This is a genomic window from Chryseobacterium sp. VAUSW3, from assembly GCF_002205795.1.
Classification (GTDB): domain Bacteria; phylum Bacteroidota; class Bacteroidia; order Flavobacteriales; family Weeksellaceae; genus Kaistella; species Kaistella yananensis.
Genome location: NZ_NIUY01000004.1, coordinates 92,461 through 108,867, shown reverse-complemented (window position 1 = coordinate 108,867; position 16,407 = coordinate 92,461). Strand labels below are relative to the sequence as shown.

Sequence of the window (16,407 nt, the reverse complement as noted above, 5' to 3'; positions counted from 1 at the left end):
ATTCCAAAGCAGTTTAATACTGCTTTTCATCATCTAAATAAGTACGTACGCTGCTGCACTTACTGGCTGCCGTTCATCTTTCTGTAATCGATCAGATTCTTGGTTTCAGCGATTTTAGCAGGATTCTCCAGAACAAAATTTTTACCAGCCAACAGTTCGGTAAGCAACGTGCGCATCTGTTCGGCAGCGACCTCGGGAAGGTGAGATTTTTTCGCAGCTTCAATCACCTGCTGTTTGCCGTTTTGCTGAACTTTTGCGAGATCATCTTTGCTGAAAAGATTAAAGAACTGCTCTTCAATATTGTAATATTTGTAATCGGTTTCGGTAGAAATAATCTCTGGTGCAGGAAAATCCACAAGTTTCACGGTACGCTTCTGTTCATCGATCTGCCATTTGAATTTCTCGAAATCGTAACCTACCAGAACTTTAGCCTGAACAATGACCAGCGCTTTCTTTTTCGACGGTATAAAGTTGAAAATCTTCGAACTTTCTTCGTAATTGTAAATTTCATTAAAATGTCCCTCCGCAGAAACGATTTTGAAAACCTTTCGCATGCTTTCGGCAACCGTATGCGAACTTTCTTTTACTACAGCGGGATCGGCAGTTAATTTTTTAGAAGCCAGAAAAGCGATCACACCGCCAAGAATCAGTCCGAGAACCAACATCACCAAAGTCATCACTGAATTTACCGATTCGGCCTGCGTTAACTGATAAAGAAAAAAACCTAGAAAAATCAGCAGTAAAATCCCGACTGACCAAAGTATAATCCTGAATTTATTTGAAGCCATGCTGTGCGTTTTATTGTAAAGTTAGTAAATACATACTTTTAAACATCAAAAGCAGTGCTACATTTGCCTGGGAAAGTTTATTTTTTTCCGGAGACAGGAGGTGGCAAAATCAGTTCCTCCAGTTTCCCCTTCACTTCGAGCTTTTTGTAATAGTAATTACGCGCCATCATTTTAAGCATCAAATCTTTATCCACGAGATTCCAGAATTGTTCTTCGTGAACTTTTTTGGGTTTCCGGATTTCATGAAAAGTGGTTTTCCAACTGTCAGGATTGTGGTCAAATTCGATGATTCCGCAGTGTTCAGGAATCAAATCTGCATCAATCATTCCCATGGGCAAAAGGAAACTGAAGTGGTTGCAGATATAATCTCCACAAGAAATTTTATCGTGTTTCAGAAACTTTTCCTTTGTCTTGGCATTCTTGTAATGTTTTTTGAAATCATTTTTGAAATCGGCTTTCGAGAATTTAATTTCAAACTCATGACTGAAACCTTCGGAACTTACGACCATAATATCCGCTTCCCAATCGGAATGAAAATGATTGGTCAGCACCAAATCTTTCTCGAAATCATAAAATTGGGAAATGAAATTATAGGTAAGCTCTTCTATTTTAATCATCAAACTAAAGAATTAAGACACCAAAAGGCTGCACCCGCGAATATCCGAATGATCGATCCTTCCCAAAACCTGAAATTTGCCATTGCGAAGAAACGAAGTTGATGAAGCCATCTCAAAATCGTTTATGATTTTGCCTAAATCCTGGGTCGCAATAAAACTGCAGGAATGGATATTCGCCAGATCGATGATGTTGATAGCACCGGTTCGGCCCGCGTCAAGGTAAGAAAACGGATCTTCGGTGTTGCGGATTAAAATGCGAATCCATTTCGGACTTTCGTAGATATTTTCTCCCAGCGAATAAGCCTGCGACAATAATTCCGTCATCGAATACTCAGAATAAATCTTTTCGGTTCCGAAACCGTTCTGCAAAATCCGGAGCAGTTCGTCTTTCGTCATTTCCTCTTTACGGCCTTTCATTCCGCCCGTTTCAATAACGGTTAAATTCTCCGAGTTTATATGTTTAAGTAGTTCCGCATCACAAAAATCCAGATAATCGAGCAACGCGAAAGAAACTCCGAACAGAATAACTTTCTTGTTCTCGGTTGAAAGCTGCTTCAGCAAATCAAAAAGTTCCTGATGATTATACAGAAAGTAGCCGTTTTCCGGTTTAGCCGATTTCTTCATGAGAAAATCGACCATATAAATTAAGGAAGAATGCGGATTTTCAGAATAATTGGGCAGTAAACCCAGGAAAATATAGTCTTCCGGTTTACCGATAAACTGCGCGAAACTTTGGTAAATACTTTGTTCGTAAAGCCCAAAATCAGCAATAAAATGCCTGGAACGCGTCATTTGAGTCGTCCCGGAACTTTGAAAATAGTTTTCAGTCTTTGAATTTTTATCTAAAACCAAATGATTTTTGAACATCTCAATCGGCAGAAACGGAATTTTTTCCACGGCATCAATTTCCGCGGGATTAATGTTCAGATAATCGACAAATTTCCGGTAAACCTCCACGTTTTCATATTGATAACGGAAAGTTTCCAGACATTTTTTCTCAAAATCAGCTTCGGTTTGTATGTTGAAAACAGATGACATTAACTTAAACTTTGGTTATACTATCAAACGTTTTCAGTTCAAAATCCTCCTGAAACTCACCATAGGTAAAATACGAAATCCAGTCACCGAGGTTGATGTATTTTGCCGTCTTTTCATCAGATTTCAAATCCAGTATCATCGGTAAATGCCGGTGACCGTAGATGAAATAATCAATTTTTTCGGTTCTCAGTTTTTCTTTGGAGTAGATGATGAGAAACTCCTTGTCTTCTCCCATAAACTGCTTGTCTTCTTCCCCGGAAATCATTTTGTTTTTGGTAGAAAAATAAATCGCCACCTTCATCGCGATATCCGGATGAAGCCATTTGAATCCCCACTGCGCAAAAGGATTCGTGAACAGTTTCTTCATTCTCTTATAGCCTTTATCTCCCGGACCCAAACCGTCACCATGAGCAAGCAGGAAATTTTTTCCGTTAATCTCGAAGTACTGTTTTTCAAAAAAAACTTTGCAGCCAATTTCTTCTTCAAAGTAATTTTTCATCCAAAGATCGTGGTTACCGACGAACATATAAAGCTCAATCCCTGAATCTTTGAGTTCAGCCAGTTTGCCCAAAACCCGCACATAGCCTTTCGGGATTACGTGATTCCACTCGTGCCAGAAATCGAAAAGATCGCCCATGAGAAAAAGAACCTGTGCATCGGCTTTAATTTCATCGAGCCAGCGGATGAATTTTTCTTCCCGGATCTTGCTTTCTTTGGCTGTTGGCGCGCCGAAATGCTGATCGGATGCGAAATAAACTTTTTTATTGGGCTGTAAACTGATTTTCATACTTTTGATAATAGATCGAAATTTACCTTTTTAAGCTTGGTCTTCTGCAAACCATTCTCCATAGGAGTTTTCGGTTTCGTGAAGTTTGAGGTAAGCCAAAGTGACATCGCCCGAAAGTTTGTTCTTAATTTTTTCTGCAATATCGTAGAGCATATTCTCGCAGGTCGGCTGATAGTCGCAGAAAATTACTTTATGGCCTTTCTGTTGCAGATCTGAGCCCAGTTCTTGATGAGGAGAAGTACCGTTCACCAAAACTGCGTGATCCCAAACATCGATGATTTCAGATTTTACAATCTTCTTGATGTCGCCAAAATCCACAACCATTCCGTTTTTAGGATTTTCCAGATCGTTGATCGGCGTTCCTTTTACAGTAACAAAAAGCTTATAGGAATGTCCGTGCATATTTTTGCATTTACCGTCGTAATTGTAAAGGACATGTGCGGTTTCGAAGGTGAAAATTTTGGTAATTCTAATCATTTTGCAAAGATAAGATTTTGAGGTGATAATGTGATGATTTGGGATTTGATGATTTGTACAGGCAAGATTAAAGTCTAAAAAATCCTCCCACAAAAATGTGGGAGGATGAATTAACAATTACAAATTAAACGATAGTATCTTAATGGAACTGTGCTGTTTCGGTAGAATCTTTCATCGCAACTACAGAAGAATTTCCTGCTGTAATCACGGTTTGCAGTGCATCGAAATAGGAAGTTCCCACAAAATTCTGGTGTTTAACCGCACGGAAACCTTCTTTCTGCAACGCGAATTCTCTTTCCTGAAGTTCGCTGTAACCGGCCATTCCGCGTTTTTTGTATGCCAAAGCCAGCTCAAACATTGAAGTATTCAAGGCGTGGAAACCAGCAAGCGTAATGAACTGATATTTATACCCCATTTTCGCAAGTTCTTCGCGGAAGGTTTCCATTTCAGCAACAGAAAGTTTCGCAGCCCAGTTGAAAGATGGAGAACAGTTATAAGCTAACATTTTTCCCGGGAATTTGGCGTGGATTCCTTCGGCAAATCTTCTCGCATATTCCAAATCAGGATTCGACGTTTCCATCCAGATCAGATCCGCATAAGGTGCGTAAGAAAGACCTCTGTCAATACCCTGCTCTACACCGTTTTTCACTTCAAAAAAACCTTCCGTCGTTCTTTTCCCGGTTACAAATTTCTGGTCGCGTTCATCGATATCCGATGTCAGCAAATCAGCCGCATCAGCATCAGTTCTGGCTACCACAATCGTCGGAACTCCGCAAACATCTGCGGCCAAACGCGCAGCAATAAGCTTGTTGACAGCTTCCTGCGTTGGCACAAGAACTTTTCCGCCTAAATGCCCACACTTTTTAGCTGAAGACAGCTGGTCTTCAAAATGAACTCCTGCCGCACCGGCTTCAATCATCTGCTTCATCAGTTCGTAGGCATTTAAATTTCCACCAAAACCTGCTTCAGCATCGGCAACGATTGGAACCAAATATTCCTTTCTGTCCTCTTCTGCCACACCATTTACAGACTGAATCTGATCGGCCCTCAACAAAGCATTATTAATTCTTTTCACTACACTTGGGACAGAATTCGCAGGATAAAGACTTTGGTCAGGATACATTTCTCCGGAAAGGTTCGCGTCTGCGGCTACCTGCCAACCCGAAAGATAAATGGATTCCAACCCAGCGTCCACTTCCTGAACGGCCTGATTTCCTGTTAGCGCGCCCAATCCGGCTACAAAATCCTGATTGTTGAGTTTTTCCCATAATTTTTCAGACATCATTTTTGCGATGGTGTAATCGAGTTGGTAAGAACCTCTCAGTTTTAATACTTCTTCTGCGGAATATGGTCTTTCAACACCTTTCCATCTTGGGTTTTCGAGCCAGTCCTGTTCAAGCTGGCGAATTTGTTCCTGGTTTTTCATTGTATTTTGGATTTGATTATTATTGGATTTAAATAAAATTATAAGCTTTTAGGGTTAAAAATTCTTCAAAATCGTCATTAAGGACCAGATCATCGAAAATCTCGGTGGCTAAAGCGAATTTTCCGTTTTTGTAACGCTCTTCACCCACATAATTCTTAATATTTTGAAGTTCTTCTTCCTGCCATTTCAACACCATGTCTTTGGTTAACGTTCTGCCGTCATCAAGTTTTGCCTCATTTTTCAGCCACTGCCAAACCTGAGTACGCGAAATTTCTGCGGTCGCCGCATCTTCCATTAGGTTGTAAAGCGCCGCTGCACCCACACCCATCAGCCAGGATTCAATATAAAGAATTCCGACATTGATGTTTTTTCTTACGCCATTTTCAGTGATTGTCCCTTTTGGAATTTCGAGCAAGTCGCTTTCTGAAATCTGGTATTCTTCGAATTTTTTGTGAATCTGGTTTTTTTCAGGCATCAGGTCATCGAAGATTTTCTTCGCAACAGGAACCAGTCCCGGATGCGCAACCCAGGTTCCATCGTGCCCATTTCTCACCTCTCTTTCCTTGTCTGCACGAACTTTCGCATAGGCTATCTCATTCTGCTCTTCGTTATTTTTTACGGGAATCTGTGCTGCCATTCCACCCATCGCGTGAACATTTCTTTTGTGGCAAACCTGAATTACCCGTTTCGAATAAGCACTCATAAAAGGTGAAGTCATGGTCACCTGATCTCTGTCGGGAACGAGAAATTCGGGCAGATTCCTGAATTTTTTGATGTAAGAGAAAATATAATCCCATCTGCCACAGTTCAGTCCGGAACTGTGCTCTTTCAGTTCATACAGAATCTCATCGAGCTGAAAAGCCGCTGTAATGGTTTCAATAAGAACGGTTGCTTTAATGGTTCCCTGTGGAATCTTGAGGTAATCCTGAGAAAATTTAAAAACTTCATTCCACCATCGGGCTTCTTTGTAATGTTCGAGTTTTGGAAGATAAAAATAAGGTCCGCTACCGTTTTCAATCAGTTTCTTGGCATTTCTGAAAAAGTAGATTCCAAAATCAATTAAAGAACCCGAAGCTTTTTCTCCGTCAATTTCTATATTTTTTTCTTCAAGATGCAGACCTCTTGGACGAACCAACAGAACTGCAGTGTGGTCATTGAGTTGATAGGTTTTGCCGGCTTCATTTTCAAAACTGATGGCGCGGTTTACAGCATCAGAAAGATTTATCTGTCCTTCCATGCAGTTTTCCCAGGTCGGCGAGTTGCTGTCCTCAAAATCTGCCATGAAAGTTGAAGCGCCTGAATTTAGGGCATTGATGATCATTTTACGTTCCACCGGACCGGTAATTTCCACTCTTCTGTCGAGCAAATCTTCAGGAAGCGCGCTGCATACCCAATCCGTTTTTCTGATTTCTTTGGTTTCAGGTAAAAAAACGGGAAGCTGATGATGATCGAACTCAACCTGTTTCATTGTTCTGGCAGCAAGGAGCTTTTTTCTTTCTTCATAGAATCTTACATGAAGTTCGGAAAGAAACTCAATCATTTCCGAAGTGAAAATATCGTGATGAAGTCTGTCTGCCAGAATTTTAAATGTTGTTGCCGTCTCCATATCAATTAATATTTTGTGATTTTGATTCAACAAATCTAAATAAAATTTTTCACCTGCAGCGAACGTTCGCTATTTTTTAAAATAAATAATTATGCGAACAACAGTTCTTTTTTAATTAACTTTGTATCCATCGTATTTTCTAAAACTATTTAGAAAGATTATAAATTTAAAACGCAACCATGACGCACGACGGCGAATTCATAAAAACCGTTTTTGGACTGAAAATGAAACAGTTCCGGCAGAAAAGAAATATTTCTTTGCAGGAACTTTCAAATCAAACCGGATTATCAAAATCGTATCTCAATGAGATCGAAAACGGAAAAAAATATCCGAAACACGACAAAATTGCCCAGCTTGCCACCGCACTGAACTGCAGCTATAACGATTTGGTGTCCACAAAACTGGATAAAAGCCTGTCACCGATTGTGGAAATCATACAGTCGGATTTTTTCAAGGAAATCCCGCTGGATCTTTTCGGAATCAACAAAAACAACCTCATCAGCATTATCAGCGACGCACCGAAAAAAGTGACGGCTTTTGTTAACACACTCATCGAAATTTCCAAGAACTATAACCTGAGCAAAGAGCGGTTTTACTTTGCGGTGGTGAGAAGTTTTCAGGAACTTTATGATAATTATTTCCCTGAAATCGAGGAAAAAGCCGCTGCCTATTCTATCGAAAATCAAATTCCACATAAACCAAACTCCAGTGATCTGGAAAAAATTCTGACGGAAAAACTTCAGTACGAAATCAGAAATCTGGATTTTGAAAAATATGGCGCAACCGGAAAACTGCGGTCTCTTTTTATCCCTGAAAAGAAACTGCTGTTACTGAATGAACTCTTAGACGAAGACCAGAAAACCTTCATTTTTGCCAAAGAAATCGGCTACAACGTCTTAAATCTCAACCCCAGACCCAACACGTATTCCTGGCTTGATTTTACCAGTTTCGAGGAACTGCTCAGCAATTATTACGCATCGTATTTCGCAGGCTGTCTGCTGATACACAAAGGAATTTTAACGGAAAAAATTTCAGCTTTTTTTAAATCCCATGAATGGGAACCACAGAATTTTGAGAATCTTATCGAGGAATTTACAAATTCTCCGGAAACTTTTTATTACCGGATGACCAACATTCTGCCTCAGGAGCACGGAATTAAAGATCTTTTCTATCTGTGTTTTACGAAGAAGAAAAATTCAGATAAGCTTGAAATTTTAAAGGAACTTCACCTGAACCAGCAGCAGGCACCACATGCCAACGCGACCAACGAACATTACTGCAGAAGATGGATTGCCGTGAAAAACCTGATGAATCTGAAAGAAAACGAAACCGTAACCGATGCTCAGATTTCCCATTATAAAGACAGCGGACTTACTTATCTGGTCCTGTCAACGTCGCAGAAAAATCCGTTCTCTGATGGAACAAACAGGAGTTACTGCCTCGGAATTTTACTGAATTCAAACTCTTTAAAGAAGATAAATTTTGCGAAAAGCGACCGGATTAAAACTGTGAATGTAGGCGTAACCTGCGAATTCTGCAGCATCCCGAACTGCGAAGTTAGGCAGGCACCGCCGCTCCGTCTGGAAAAAGAACTTTTCAATGAAAACATGAAGAAAGCCATCCAGATGATTAAAAAAGAGATGATGTAGATCGTGGTAAAGTAAAATTTGTAACTTTAAAATACCTAAACAATACATGTGATTTTAAATTTACTTTTCCCCAACCGCTGTCTGGAATGTAGCCGAATCATCGGTTCCGGTGAATTGGTTTGTGGGATCTGCATCGGTCAGGTTCTTTTTACCCATCACGATTTTTCCCGGGAAAACCTTTTAAAAGAGCGTTGCTCCTTACTTTTTCCTGTGGAAAATGCATTTGCGCTGATGCAGTTTGAGGAAGAAAGTGTAAGCCGCAAAATTGTTCACCAACTTAAATACGGAAGTCGCGAAAAGACAGGAAAAATACTGGCGGAATGGACTGCTGAAAGAATAAAATTTCCCGAGGACAAACCTGATCTTCTGGTTTCCGTGCCGTTACATCCGAAAAAACTGAAGGAAAGAGGTTACAACCAGCTTCATCTTTTTACCGAAACCCTCTCAAAAAAGCTGGATATTCCTTTTGACCATCAGGTAATCAAAAGAAATTTTTACCGCAAAGCCCAAGCTCAGAAAGACAAATCGCATCGTACAGAAACCGAAAATCTTTTTTCACTTACGCAGGAAATTTCAGACAGTCATGTGTTACTGATCGATGATGTTTTCACCACAGGAAATACGATGAGTTCTGTTGCGTGGGAAATCCTGAAAGCAGGAAACAATAAAGTTTCGGTTCTCGTAATGGCGGTGGACTAAGTCCGAGTTGAATTAAATATTATCGCTGGAGTTTTTCGCCATAACTTAAATCGCCGGCATCGCCAAGGCCTGGAGTAATATAACCTTTAGAAGTCAGCTGCTCATCAATAACTCCCACCCAGATATGTGCATCTGGATATTCATTTTTGATGGTTTCTACGCCCTGATTCGAAGCAATGGCTGCCACGATATGAAGTTGAGAAGGTTTTCCGTGATTCAATAAATCTTTAATCGCTTCAATTAGACTTGCTCCTGTAGCCAACATCGGATCGGCAACAATTAATGGTCTTCCGTCCACATTCGGACAGGTTAGATAATCCTGTTTGATAGAAAAATAATCGTTGGCATCGTGCTTTCGGTAAGCGGCAACGAAACCGCAGTCTGCTTTATCAAGATAATTCAGAATTCCCTGGAACAGCGGTACACCAGCTCTTAAAATGGTTGTAATTACGGGCTGCACCGCAACTTCTTTTACTTTTAGTTTATCCAGAGGCGTGGTAATTTCTATTTCTTTCTGCTCCAGACTTTTGCTGATTTCAAAAGCTGCAATTTCGCCAATGCGCTCCATATTTCTACGGAATCTCATTCGGTCATTTTGCACTTCAACATTTCGGAGTTCATTGATCCAGGTATTGACAAGGGAGAATTGATCGGATAAAACAGTAACCATAGTGCTAATTTATGCTGTAAAGTTCGGGAAAATATAATGTATTAAAAAGCCCTTCAGAAAAATTCTGAAAGGCCTAAGTTTTTTTTACTTTTGACGGAAATAGATTTCAATAGGAACACCGGTAAAACCAAACTCTTTTCGAAGCTGATTTTCGGTAAATCTCTTATAACTTTCTTTTACGTATTGTGGTAAATTACAGAAAAATACAAACTGTGGACTTGGCGTAGGGAGCTGTACACAGTATTTAATCTTCACGTATTTTCCTTTAATCGCCGGTGGCGGCGTATGTTCGAAAATCGGAAGCATCACTTCATTTAGTTTTGAAGTTTTAATTTTCTTCGCGCGGTTTTCGTAAACTTCCATGGCTACTTCCACAGCTTTCAGGATTCGCTGTTTTGTAAGTGCGGAAATAAACAAAATCGGAATATCTGTAAACTGACCAATCCGTTCTTTAATCTGGTTTTCGAAATCGCGGGTACTGTTGGTGCTTTTATCTTCCACCAAATCCCATTTATTCACCAGAATTACAATTCCTTTTCTGTTTTTCTGAGCCAATCCGAAGATATTCATATCCTGAGACTCCCATCCTAAAGTAGCATCCACCATGATGATCACCACATCTGAATATTCGATAGAACGGATAGACCGCATCACGGAATAAAATTCCAGATCTTCTTTCACTTTGGCTTTACGGCGCATTCCCGCGGTGTCTACAAGGACAAACTCATGTCCGAATTTGTTATATAAAGTTTCGATAGAATCTCTTGTGGTTCCTGCGATGTCGGTCACGATATTTCTTTCAACATCCAACAAAGCGTTAGTCAAGGTTGATTTTCCCACGTTCGGTCTTCCCGCAATGGTAATTTTTGGCAGACCTTCGAAAGGATCTTTGTATTCGGTTGTTGGAAATTCTTTAACAATATCATCCAGCAACTCGCCGGTTCCGGAACCTGTGGCAGAAGATAAAGTATAGTATTTTTCGATTCCTAACTGATAAAATTCGGTAGCCGCAAGTTCTTCAGTGGCAGAATCTACTTTGTTTACCGTTACATACACCGGCTTGTTGGAGCGACGCAGCATTTCGAAAATCTCCTGATCTGTGTCCGTTAAACCTTCTTCTACATTCAGCATGAAAATTATGGAAGTAGCTTCATCAACTGCCAGCTGAACCTGTTTGGAGATTTCTTCCTGAAAGATATCTTCGTTATTTACTTCGTAACCACCGGTATCAATCACGGTGAATTCTACTCCGTTCCAGTCAGATTTACCGTAATGGCGGTCTCTGGTAACTCCGGAAGTAGAATCTACGATAGCTTCTCTTCTTTCTAAAAATCGGTTAAAAAGGGTTGATTTTCCTACGTTGGGGCGCCCAACGATCGCAACGATATTGCTCATTAAATTTTGTTTAATAATGTAATTATTAATGGGTTACTCGAACTTTTCGAGCCCAAAAATTTTTGCAAAGATAGTTTTTTTAAATTTAGGATTACAGAAGGAATCTACTAAAACTTGATAGCCCCGATGGAAACGGCATCCTTTTTTGGTGATAGAGCGGAAGCGAAATCACCAAAAAAGATATAGTGGACAGCGGGTGAAGCCTTGAAGAGAGAACTAAACCTTGTTGCTCCCCATAAAAAAAAGCCATTTCACTGAGAAAATGGCTTTTTATGTTTAATGAATTTCTGAACTAAACTCTCTCGATTTCTGCGCCGAGTGCTTTCAGTCTTCCGTCGATATTTTCGTACCCACGGTCGATCTGCTCGATGTTGTGGATGGTTGAATTTCCTTCTGCAGAAAGTGCTGCGATCAGCAGGGCGTTGCCGGCTCTGATATCAGGGGAAATCATCGTTGTGCCCCGAAGTGGAGATTCGTGATTTAAACCTACCACCGTTGCCCTGTGCGGATCACACAGAATAATCTGCGCGCCCATATCGATGAGTTTATCAACAAAGAACAGGCGGGATTCAAACATTTTCTGGTGAACCAGAACGGTTCCTTTTGCCTGTGTAGCTACAACCAGAATGATGGACAGCAAATCAGGTGTAAAGCCCGGCCACGGTGCATCAGAAACTGTTAAAATAGAACCGTCGATAAATTTCTGTATTTTGTAATTTTCCTGTGCCGGGATAAAGATATCGTCTCCACGTTTCTCCAGCTGGATTCCTAATTTCCTGAAGGTATTCGGAATTACGCCGAGTTCATCCCAGTGTACATTTTTAATGGTGATTTCAGATTTTGTCATTGCGGCAAGACCTATCCAGGAACCGATTTCAACCATATCAGGCAGCATGGTGTGTTCTGTTCCGTGAAGCGTATCAACTCCCTCAATGATGAGTAAATTTGAACCAATTCCGGAGATATTGGCGCCCATCCTGTTAAGCATTTTACAGAGCTGCTGCAGATAAGGTTCGCAGGCCGCGTTGTAAATACTGGTCTTCCCTTTCGCCAGCACGGCAGCCATCACGATATTTGCTGTTCCGGTAACCGAAGCTTCTTCCAAGAGGATAAATTTCCCGTGAAGTTCTTTAGCTTTTAAGGAGTAGAGATATTCTTTTTCATCGTAATGAAATTCCGCACCCAGTTCTACAAATCCCTGGAAATGCGTATCAAGACGTCTTCTTCCGATTTTATCACCGCCCGGAGTCGGCATATAAGCTTCGCCAAATCTTGCTAACATGGGGCCGAGAAGCATAATGGAACCTCTGAGTTTGGAACCATCTTTCTTAAAATCATTTGATTTAATATAATCAAAATTTACAGCATCTGATTTAAAAGTGTAATCACCATGAGCGTTTTTCGTAATCTTTACGCCAAAATCGCCCAGGATTTCAATCAGTCGGTTAACATCATGAATATCGGGAATGTTTTTTACCCTTACTTCTTCGTCGGTAAGTAAAACCGCACATAAAATCTGAAGCGCTTCATTTTTCGCTCCCTGTGGAGTGATTTCACCATGCAGCCTTTTCCCGCCTTTTATTTTAAATGATCCGCTCATCTTTTACTTCCGGTTTTTATTGTTGTGAAAATTTCTTCTTTTGTTCTGGCTGTTCTGTGCCTGGTTTTGGTTGGTTCTCCCGTTATTTTTGTTGGTTCTTCCGCTTGCGTAGTAAATCTTGCTTTTCTCCAGCGAGTCCAGACCGGTAAGATCAAGACGGTTTTCTGATAGATCCTTCAGATGCCTAAAAATTACTTCATCCTGCACATGTTCTTTATTATAAACATTGTAAGATTTTTTCATATTGTTTGCAATGACCTGAATGAGGGCGTCTTTTTCGTCGCCTGCTTCCAGTTCAATGGCTTTTTCGATCAGCTGAAGAATACTTTTGCCGTAAAATTTAAAATCTCCCTGAAGTTTGGGATATTCCATTTTCTTGGGTTTTTCATTAAGTTCTTCCACCGTGGGGAAAGGATAAGGGGAATCTACATCCAGATCGTAATTGGAAAGAATAAAAAGATGGTCCCAAAGCTTATGTTTATAATTCTCTTCGTCGCGAAGTTGGGGATTTCTCTGCCCCATAAAATCTACTATTGCTACGGCCATTTCGTTCCGCTCTTCTTTTGTAGCCAGTTCTTTGCAGCGCTCAACAAGCTGCTGTATAATTCTGCCGTATTCGGGCATGTGCAGCTGTGGTCTGTTGGTATTGTATTCCATGGGTGCAAATATAAGAATTAGTTTATGGTTTTTTGCTGACGGGGCAGCGTAATTTTAGACCTTTTTCAAGCCTGAATTTTTAAGGAGAATCAACACTTCTGCGATGTTATTTTTCGATAAACCGACCCTGTTCTTCCGCCGTTGGCAAAGCACATTGCTGAACTGAAAAACGCTTTCTGTTGGCGGCAACCCGGTCATAAAAAAAATCGGTCACCGGCCTGGGCAATGCATTCAGATATCCGAGAAGAACATATTTTCCGCCGAGAATTTTTGCAATCTTAAAAACTGCATGTGATTTTGTTTCGTAAAAAGCGTTGGGCTTCCAGAGATATAAAGTATTAAGCTGCTGGTTATCTAAATTTCTTTCATTTAAAAATTTTTGCCCAAACTCCGACTGCAGGGCAGAAAAGAGGAACTGTTTCCGGTGGTCGTTTTTCAGAATCCACTGGACCCAGTAGTTGCACATGCCGCAATCGCCATCGTAAAAAACATAATATTTGGAAGAATCTGTCATTTTTTTGCAGTTTCAGCCGGCAGATCATTCATAACGCGAATTTCTTTTTCCAACGATTTCAAATATTGGATCACCTCCTGCTTTTGTGCTTCAGTGTATTTGGCTTCCGGATGGGCTAAAATATAAGAATCAAGAGGCATTTCGCCTTTTTCAATCATGTCTACGGCTTCAAAAAGTTTATGTGCCTGACGTTTGGGTTCATAAGTCGCAAAGGTAGAGAAATTAAGTTCTTTTCTCCCTTCATCAATATGATCTTTAAGAAACCACGCAATAGGCTGTACATTGGAATACCATGGATATTTCGATTCGTTGCTGTGACAGTCGTAGCAACCGTTTCTGATGAGTGTCGCAGTGGCTTCCGGCGTGTTTTTAATCTTTAATAAATCCATGCCCGGTGTGGGTGCTGGATTATTTTTATCAATCGGAAAAAACTGAATGAGCACCAGCGCTACTAAGAGAATGACCAGTATTTTTTTCATAGCTTTTTATTTTTATTTAGTGAATTTACTCATTTATTTTCAAACTTTAATGAGAATATAAAAACATCAGAGATTCCTTTTATGAAGAGATTCATTCTAATAGATTTTATAAATCGAAACTTACTTTTTTAATTGATAAAAACATGGTATCTTTGCACCATAGAAATTTAAAAACAATATAATATGTCATTAGTAGGAAAAAAATTCCCAAACATCGAGATTGATGCAATGAGTGAAATGGGTGATGATTTAAGAATTAACATCTTTGAAGAGGCTACAAAAAACGAGCAGAAAGTATTATTGTTCTGGTACCCGAAAGACTTTACTTTCGTTTGCCCGACTGAACTTCACGCTTTTCAGGAAGCTTTGGGTGAATTCGAAAAAAGAAACACAAAAGTAATCGGTGCTTCATGTGACACCAACGAAGTACACTTTGCGTGGTTAAATACCGCAAAAGAAAACGGAGGAATCGAGGGCGTAACCTACCCGATCCTTGCAGATACCCACAGACAGCTTGCCAACATCCTTGGAATCGTAGATCAGGATTTCGAATACGATGCAGAAGGAAACGAAATCTTCACAGGTTCTAACGTTACTTACAGAGCAACTTACCTGATCGATGAAACAGGAAAAATCTTCCACGAAGCGGTAAACGATATGCCTCTGGGAAGAAACGTAAAAGAATTCTTAAGACTGATCGATGCTTACACCCACGTTCAGAAACACGGTGAAGTTTGCCCTGCTAACTGGGAAGAAGGTAAAGATGCAATGCAGGCTAACAGAGCTTCAACCGCGGAATACCTTGCAAATCACCAAAACTAATTAAAAAACAGCTGAAATGTACACAGAATTAACAGAAGACGCTTTGCAGCAGATTGTTGCAAATAATGAAAAAGTAGTGGTACAGTACGGTGCAACATGGTGCGGAAACTGCAGAATCATGAAGCCGAAGTTCAAGAAGCTTGCCGCCGAAAACGAAGATATTCCGTTCTATTATGTAGACGCAGAAAAACTTCCGGAAAGTAGAAAACTGGCGAAAGTTGACAATCTGCCGACCTTTGCAATCTTTAAGAACGGAGAACTTGTAAACCAGGTTCAGACCAACCAGGCAGAAAGCCTTATTAATCTTTTTAAAGAATTAAATTAATGAAACTACCTATAATCAGACAGTTTTATCAGACCCAAAGTGCTGAAAATCTCGAAAAAACTTTGGAAGTTTTGGAGGCATTTACAGAATTCCGCGGAACAACCGAAGAAGACTTAAATGTTGCGGGAGAATTAATTACCAATATTTGCGGAGCGCTCGAAGTTCACAGCAGCGTAAATAACGGAATGACGGAAAGAGATGCACTGAATGGTTTTGCCCAGAAAGTACTGGGTTCCATCGATAAATAAGCAAAGTCTTATACAGAAAAATGGCGGGAAATTTTCCCGCCATTTTTCTTTTATAGCTGTTAATCGTTACGTTTGCCTTTCCCTTTCTTGAATTTTTTATTGTTCTTGTCAGACTTGTCACTGAATTTTCTGTACTCTTTGGTGTTTTTCCTGTCGTCATCATATCTCCAGTCCTCATTACGGTTGTTATTCCAGTTAGCGTTTCTTTTTTTTACCTGACCGGGCGCATAATCTTTAGCATTTCCACCGTAGATTTTCTTAGCCTGTCCCGGAGGCAGATTCCGGTTATTACGCGGATAATATCCTGTATTGTCACCTCTTCTGGTAATGATTCCCGGTCTGCCGTATACATCACCTGTTCTTACAACCCTGCCGTTCTGGTAAACGTTTCCGTTACGATCCCGGTACACATCGCCCTGTCTGTAAACGGTACCGTCCGGAGTTCTGTAAACACCACCGTTGGGATAATTGTTTGGATAATTGTTTCCGTAAACATCATTAGCAGCACCACAGGAGGCTAAAGTAAAAGCAAGCCCTGCCGCTGCTATTATTTTAAATAGATTTTTCATTTTTTATGAGATTTAATTTAAGATAACATCTCAATACTAAT

At 40.3% G+C, this 16,407-nt stretch carries 19 protein-coding genes; 5 read left to right on the top strand and 14 right to left on the bottom strand.

What is annotated here, in order from left to right; translation table 11 throughout:
• Nucleotides 1-59: 59 nt before the first annotated feature.
• The 7 genes from CDW55_RS11760 to aceB all read right to left on the bottom strand — a co-directional run bounded on the left by CDW55_RS11760 (nt 60) and on the right by aceB (nt 6,739).
• Nucleotides 60-788 (bottom strand): DUF4230 domain-containing protein, encoded by a 729-nt coding sequence (locus tag CDW55_RS11760; RefSeq protein WP_088469966.1) that lies wholly within the window; start codon nt 786-788, stop codon nt 60-62.
• A gap of 77 nt (nt 789-865) precedes the next feature.
• On the bottom strand, nt 866-1,405 hold the full coding sequence (locus CDW55_RS11755) for a hypothetical protein (RefSeq protein ID WP_088469965.1): 540 nt from the start codon (nt 1,403-1,405) through the stop codon (nt 866-868).
• A 12-nt stretch (nt 1,406-1,417) separates the two neighbouring features.
• Nucleotides 1,418-2,443: an acyl transferase gene (locus CDW55_RS11750; protein ID WP_088469964.1), complete on the bottom strand. Its 1,026-nt coding sequence runs from the start codon at nt 2,441-2,443 to the stop codon at nt 1,418-1,420.
• A gap of 4 nt (nt 2,444-2,447) precedes the next feature.
• Nucleotides 2,448-3,230 carry a UDP-2,3-diacylglucosamine diphosphatase gene (locus tag CDW55_RS11745; protein ID WP_088469963.1) on the bottom strand — a complete coding sequence of 261 codons (783 nt, stop codon included), beginning with the start codon at nt 3,228-3,230 and terminating at the stop codon, nt 2,448-2,450.
• A gap of 30 nt (nt 3,231-3,260) precedes the next feature.
• Nucleotides 3,261-3,707 carry a 6-pyruvoyl trahydropterin synthase family protein gene (locus CDW55_RS11740; RefSeq protein ID WP_088469962.1) on the bottom strand — a complete coding sequence of 149 codons (447 nt, stop codon included), beginning with the start codon at nt 3,705-3,707 and terminating at the stop codon, nt 3,261-3,263.
• Nucleotides 3,708-3,846: 139 nt separating this feature from the next.
• Nucleotides 3,847-5,133 (bottom strand): isocitrate lyase, encoded by a 1,287-nt coding sequence (gene aceA, locus CDW55_RS11735; RefSeq protein ID WP_088469961.1) that lies wholly within the window; start codon nt 5,131-5,133, stop codon nt 3,847-3,849.
• Between the two features lie 28 nt (nt 5,134-5,161).
• Nucleotides 5,162-6,739, bottom strand: a complete 1,578-nt coding sequence (aceB, locus tag CDW55_RS11730; protein ID WP_088469960.1) for a malate synthase A — start codon at nt 6,737-6,739, stop codon at nt 5,162-5,164.
• A 179-nt stretch (nt 6,740-6,918) separates the two neighbouring features.
• Here aceB and CDW55_RS11725 point away from each other — a divergent pair, with 179 nt between their 5' ends.
• On the top strand, nt 6,919-8,388 hold the full coding sequence (locus CDW55_RS11725; protein WP_088469959.1) for a helix-turn-helix domain-containing protein: 1,470 nt from the start codon (nt 6,919-6,921) through the stop codon (nt 8,386-8,388).
• Nucleotides 8,389-8,436: 48 nt separating this feature from the next.
• On the top strand, nt 8,437-9,087 hold the full coding sequence (locus CDW55_RS11720) for a ComF family protein (RefSeq protein ID WP_179285946.1): 651 nt from the start codon (nt 8,437-8,439) through the stop codon (nt 9,085-9,087).
• A gap of 19 nt (nt 9,088-9,106) precedes the next feature.
• On the opposite strand, the gene upp is transcribed toward CDW55_RS11720, so the two are convergent.
• From upp to CDW55_RS11690, 6 genes are all read right to left on the bottom strand, one after another.
• Nucleotides 9,107-9,757: a uracil phosphoribosyltransferase gene (gene upp / locus CDW55_RS11715; protein WP_088469957.1), complete on the bottom strand. Its 651-nt coding sequence runs from the start codon at nt 9,755-9,757 to the stop codon at nt 9,107-9,109.
• A gap of 84 nt (nt 9,758-9,841) precedes the next feature.
• The gene (der, locus tag CDW55_RS11710; RefSeq protein ID WP_088469956.1) at nt 9,842-11,152 is read right to left on the bottom strand and encodes a ribosome biogenesis GTPase Der; all 1,311 of its coding nucleotides are present in this window, start codon (nt 11,150-11,152) and stop codon (nt 9,842-9,844) included.
• 292 nt (nt 11,153-11,444) lie between these two features.
• Complete coding sequence (gene murA / locus CDW55_RS11705; RefSeq protein ID WP_088469955.1) at nt 11,445-12,752, bottom strand: UDP-N-acetylglucosamine 1-carboxyvinyltransferase; 1,308 nt, start codon at nt 12,750-12,752, stop codon at nt 11,445-11,447.
• A 3-nt stretch (nt 12,753-12,755) separates the two neighbouring features.
• Complete coding sequence (locus CDW55_RS11700) at nt 12,756-13,409, bottom strand: DUF4290 domain-containing protein (protein ID WP_088469954.1); 654 nt, start codon at nt 13,407-13,409, stop codon at nt 12,756-12,758.
• Between the two features lie 106 nt (nt 13,410-13,515).
• The gene (locus tag CDW55_RS11695; RefSeq protein ID WP_088469953.1) at nt 13,516-13,923 is read right to left on the bottom strand and encodes a thiol-disulfide oxidoreductase DCC family protein; all 408 of its coding nucleotides are present in this window, start codon (nt 13,921-13,923) and stop codon (nt 13,516-13,518) included.
• Nucleotides 13,920-14,402 (bottom strand): heme-binding domain-containing protein, encoded by a 483-nt coding sequence (locus tag CDW55_RS11690; protein ID WP_088469952.1) that lies wholly within the window; start codon nt 14,400-14,402, stop codon nt 13,920-13,922. Before CDW55_RS11690 ends, CDW55_RS11695 begins: the two co-directional genes overlap by 4 nt.
• A 183-nt stretch (nt 14,403-14,585) precedes the next feature.
• On the opposite strand from CDW55_RS11690, the gene CDW55_RS11685 reads away from it, so the two are divergent.
• The 3 genes from CDW55_RS11685 to CDW55_RS11675 are packed head-to-tail and all read left to right on the top strand — an operon-like array spanning nt 14,586 to nt 15,797.
• Entirely contained in the window at nt 14,586-15,224 is a 639-nt protein-coding gene (locus CDW55_RS11685) for a peroxiredoxin (RefSeq protein WP_088469951.1), read from the top strand.
• A 16-nt stretch (nt 15,225-15,240) separates the two neighbouring features.
• On the top strand, nt 15,241-15,549 hold the full coding sequence (locus tag CDW55_RS11680) for a thioredoxin family protein (RefSeq protein WP_088469950.1): 309 nt from the start codon (nt 15,241-15,243) through the stop codon (nt 15,547-15,549).
• On the top strand, nt 15,549-15,797 hold the full coding sequence (locus tag CDW55_RS11675; RefSeq protein ID WP_088469949.1) for a DUF6952 family protein: 249 nt from the start codon (nt 15,549-15,551) through the stop codon (nt 15,795-15,797). The genes CDW55_RS11680 and CDW55_RS11675 overlap by 1 nt, the downstream gene beginning before the upstream one ends.
• 59 nt (nt 15,798-15,856) lie before the next feature.
• On the opposite strand, the gene CDW55_RS12670 is transcribed toward CDW55_RS11675, so the two are convergent.
• On the bottom strand, nt 15,857-16,366 hold the full coding sequence (locus tag CDW55_RS12670) for a hypothetical protein (RefSeq protein ID WP_228399650.1): 510 nt from the start codon (nt 16,364-16,366) through the stop codon (nt 15,857-15,859).
• Nucleotides 16,367-16,407: the final 41 nt, after the last annotated feature.

Coding starts and splice junctions, on each gene's coding strand:
- upp (WP_088469957.1), bottom strand. CDS start 9,757: ATGGTTACTGTTTTATCCGATCAATTCTCCCTTGTCAATACCTGGATC.
- CDW55_RS11750 (WP_088469964.1), bottom strand. CDS start 2,443: ATGTCATCTGTTTTCAACATACAAACCGAAGCTGATTTTGAGAAAAAA.
- CDW55_RS11755 (WP_088469965.1), bottom strand. CDS start 1,405: ATGATTAAAATAGAAGAGCTTACCTATAATTTCATTTCCCAATTTTAT.
- CDW55_RS11740 (WP_088469962.1), bottom strand. CDS start 3,707: ATGATTAGAATTACCAAAATTTTCACCTTCGAAACCGCACATGTCCTT.
- CDW55_RS11695 (WP_088469953.1), bottom strand. CDS start 13,923: ATGACAGATTCTTCCAAATATTATGTTTTTTACGATGGCGATTGCGGC.
- CDW55_RS11700 (WP_088469954.1), bottom strand. CDS start 13,409: ATGGAATACAATACCAACAGACCACAGCTGCACATGCCCGAATACGGC.
- CDW55_RS12670 (WP_228399650.1), bottom strand. CDS start 16,366: ATGAAAAATCTATTTAAAATAATAGCAGCGGCAGGGCTTGCTTTTACT.
- CDW55_RS11675 (WP_088469949.1), top strand. CDS start 15,549: ATGAAACTACCTATAATCAGACAGTTTTATCAGACCCAAAGTGCTGAA.
- der (WP_088469956.1), bottom strand. CDS start 11,152: ATGAGCAATATCGTTGCGATCGTTGGGCGCCCCAACGTAGGAAAATCA.
- CDW55_RS11745 (WP_088469963.1), bottom strand. CDS start 3,230: ATGAAAATCAGTTTACAGCCCAATAAAAAAGTTTATTTCGCATCCGAT.
- aceA (WP_088469961.1), bottom strand. CDS start 5,133: ATGAAAAACCAGGAACAAATTCGCCAGCTTGAACAGGACTGGCTCGAA.
- CDW55_RS11685 (WP_088469951.1), top strand. CDS start 14,586: ATGTCATTAGTAGGAAAAAAATTCCCAAACATCGAGATTGATGCAATG.
- murA (WP_088469955.1), bottom strand. CDS start 12,752: ATGAGCGGATCATTTAAAATAAAAGGCGGGAAAAGGCTGCATGGTGAA.
- aceB (WP_088469960.1), bottom strand. CDS start 6,739: ATGGAGACGGCAACAACATTTAAAATTCTGGCAGACAGACTTCATCAC.
- CDW55_RS11690 (WP_088469952.1), bottom strand. CDS start 14,402: ATGAAAAAAATACTGGTCATTCTCTTAGTAGCGCTGGTGCTCATTCAG.
- CDW55_RS11725 (WP_088469959.1), top strand. CDS start 6,919: ATGACGCACGACGGCGAATTCATAAAAACCGTTTTTGGACTGAAAATG.
- CDW55_RS11680 (WP_088469950.1), top strand. CDS start 15,241: ATGTACACAGAATTAACAGAAGACGCTTTGCAGCAGATTGTTGCAAAT.
- CDW55_RS11760 (WP_088469966.1), bottom strand. CDS start 788: ATGGCTTCAAATAAATTCAGGATTATACTTTGGTCAGTCGGGATTTTA.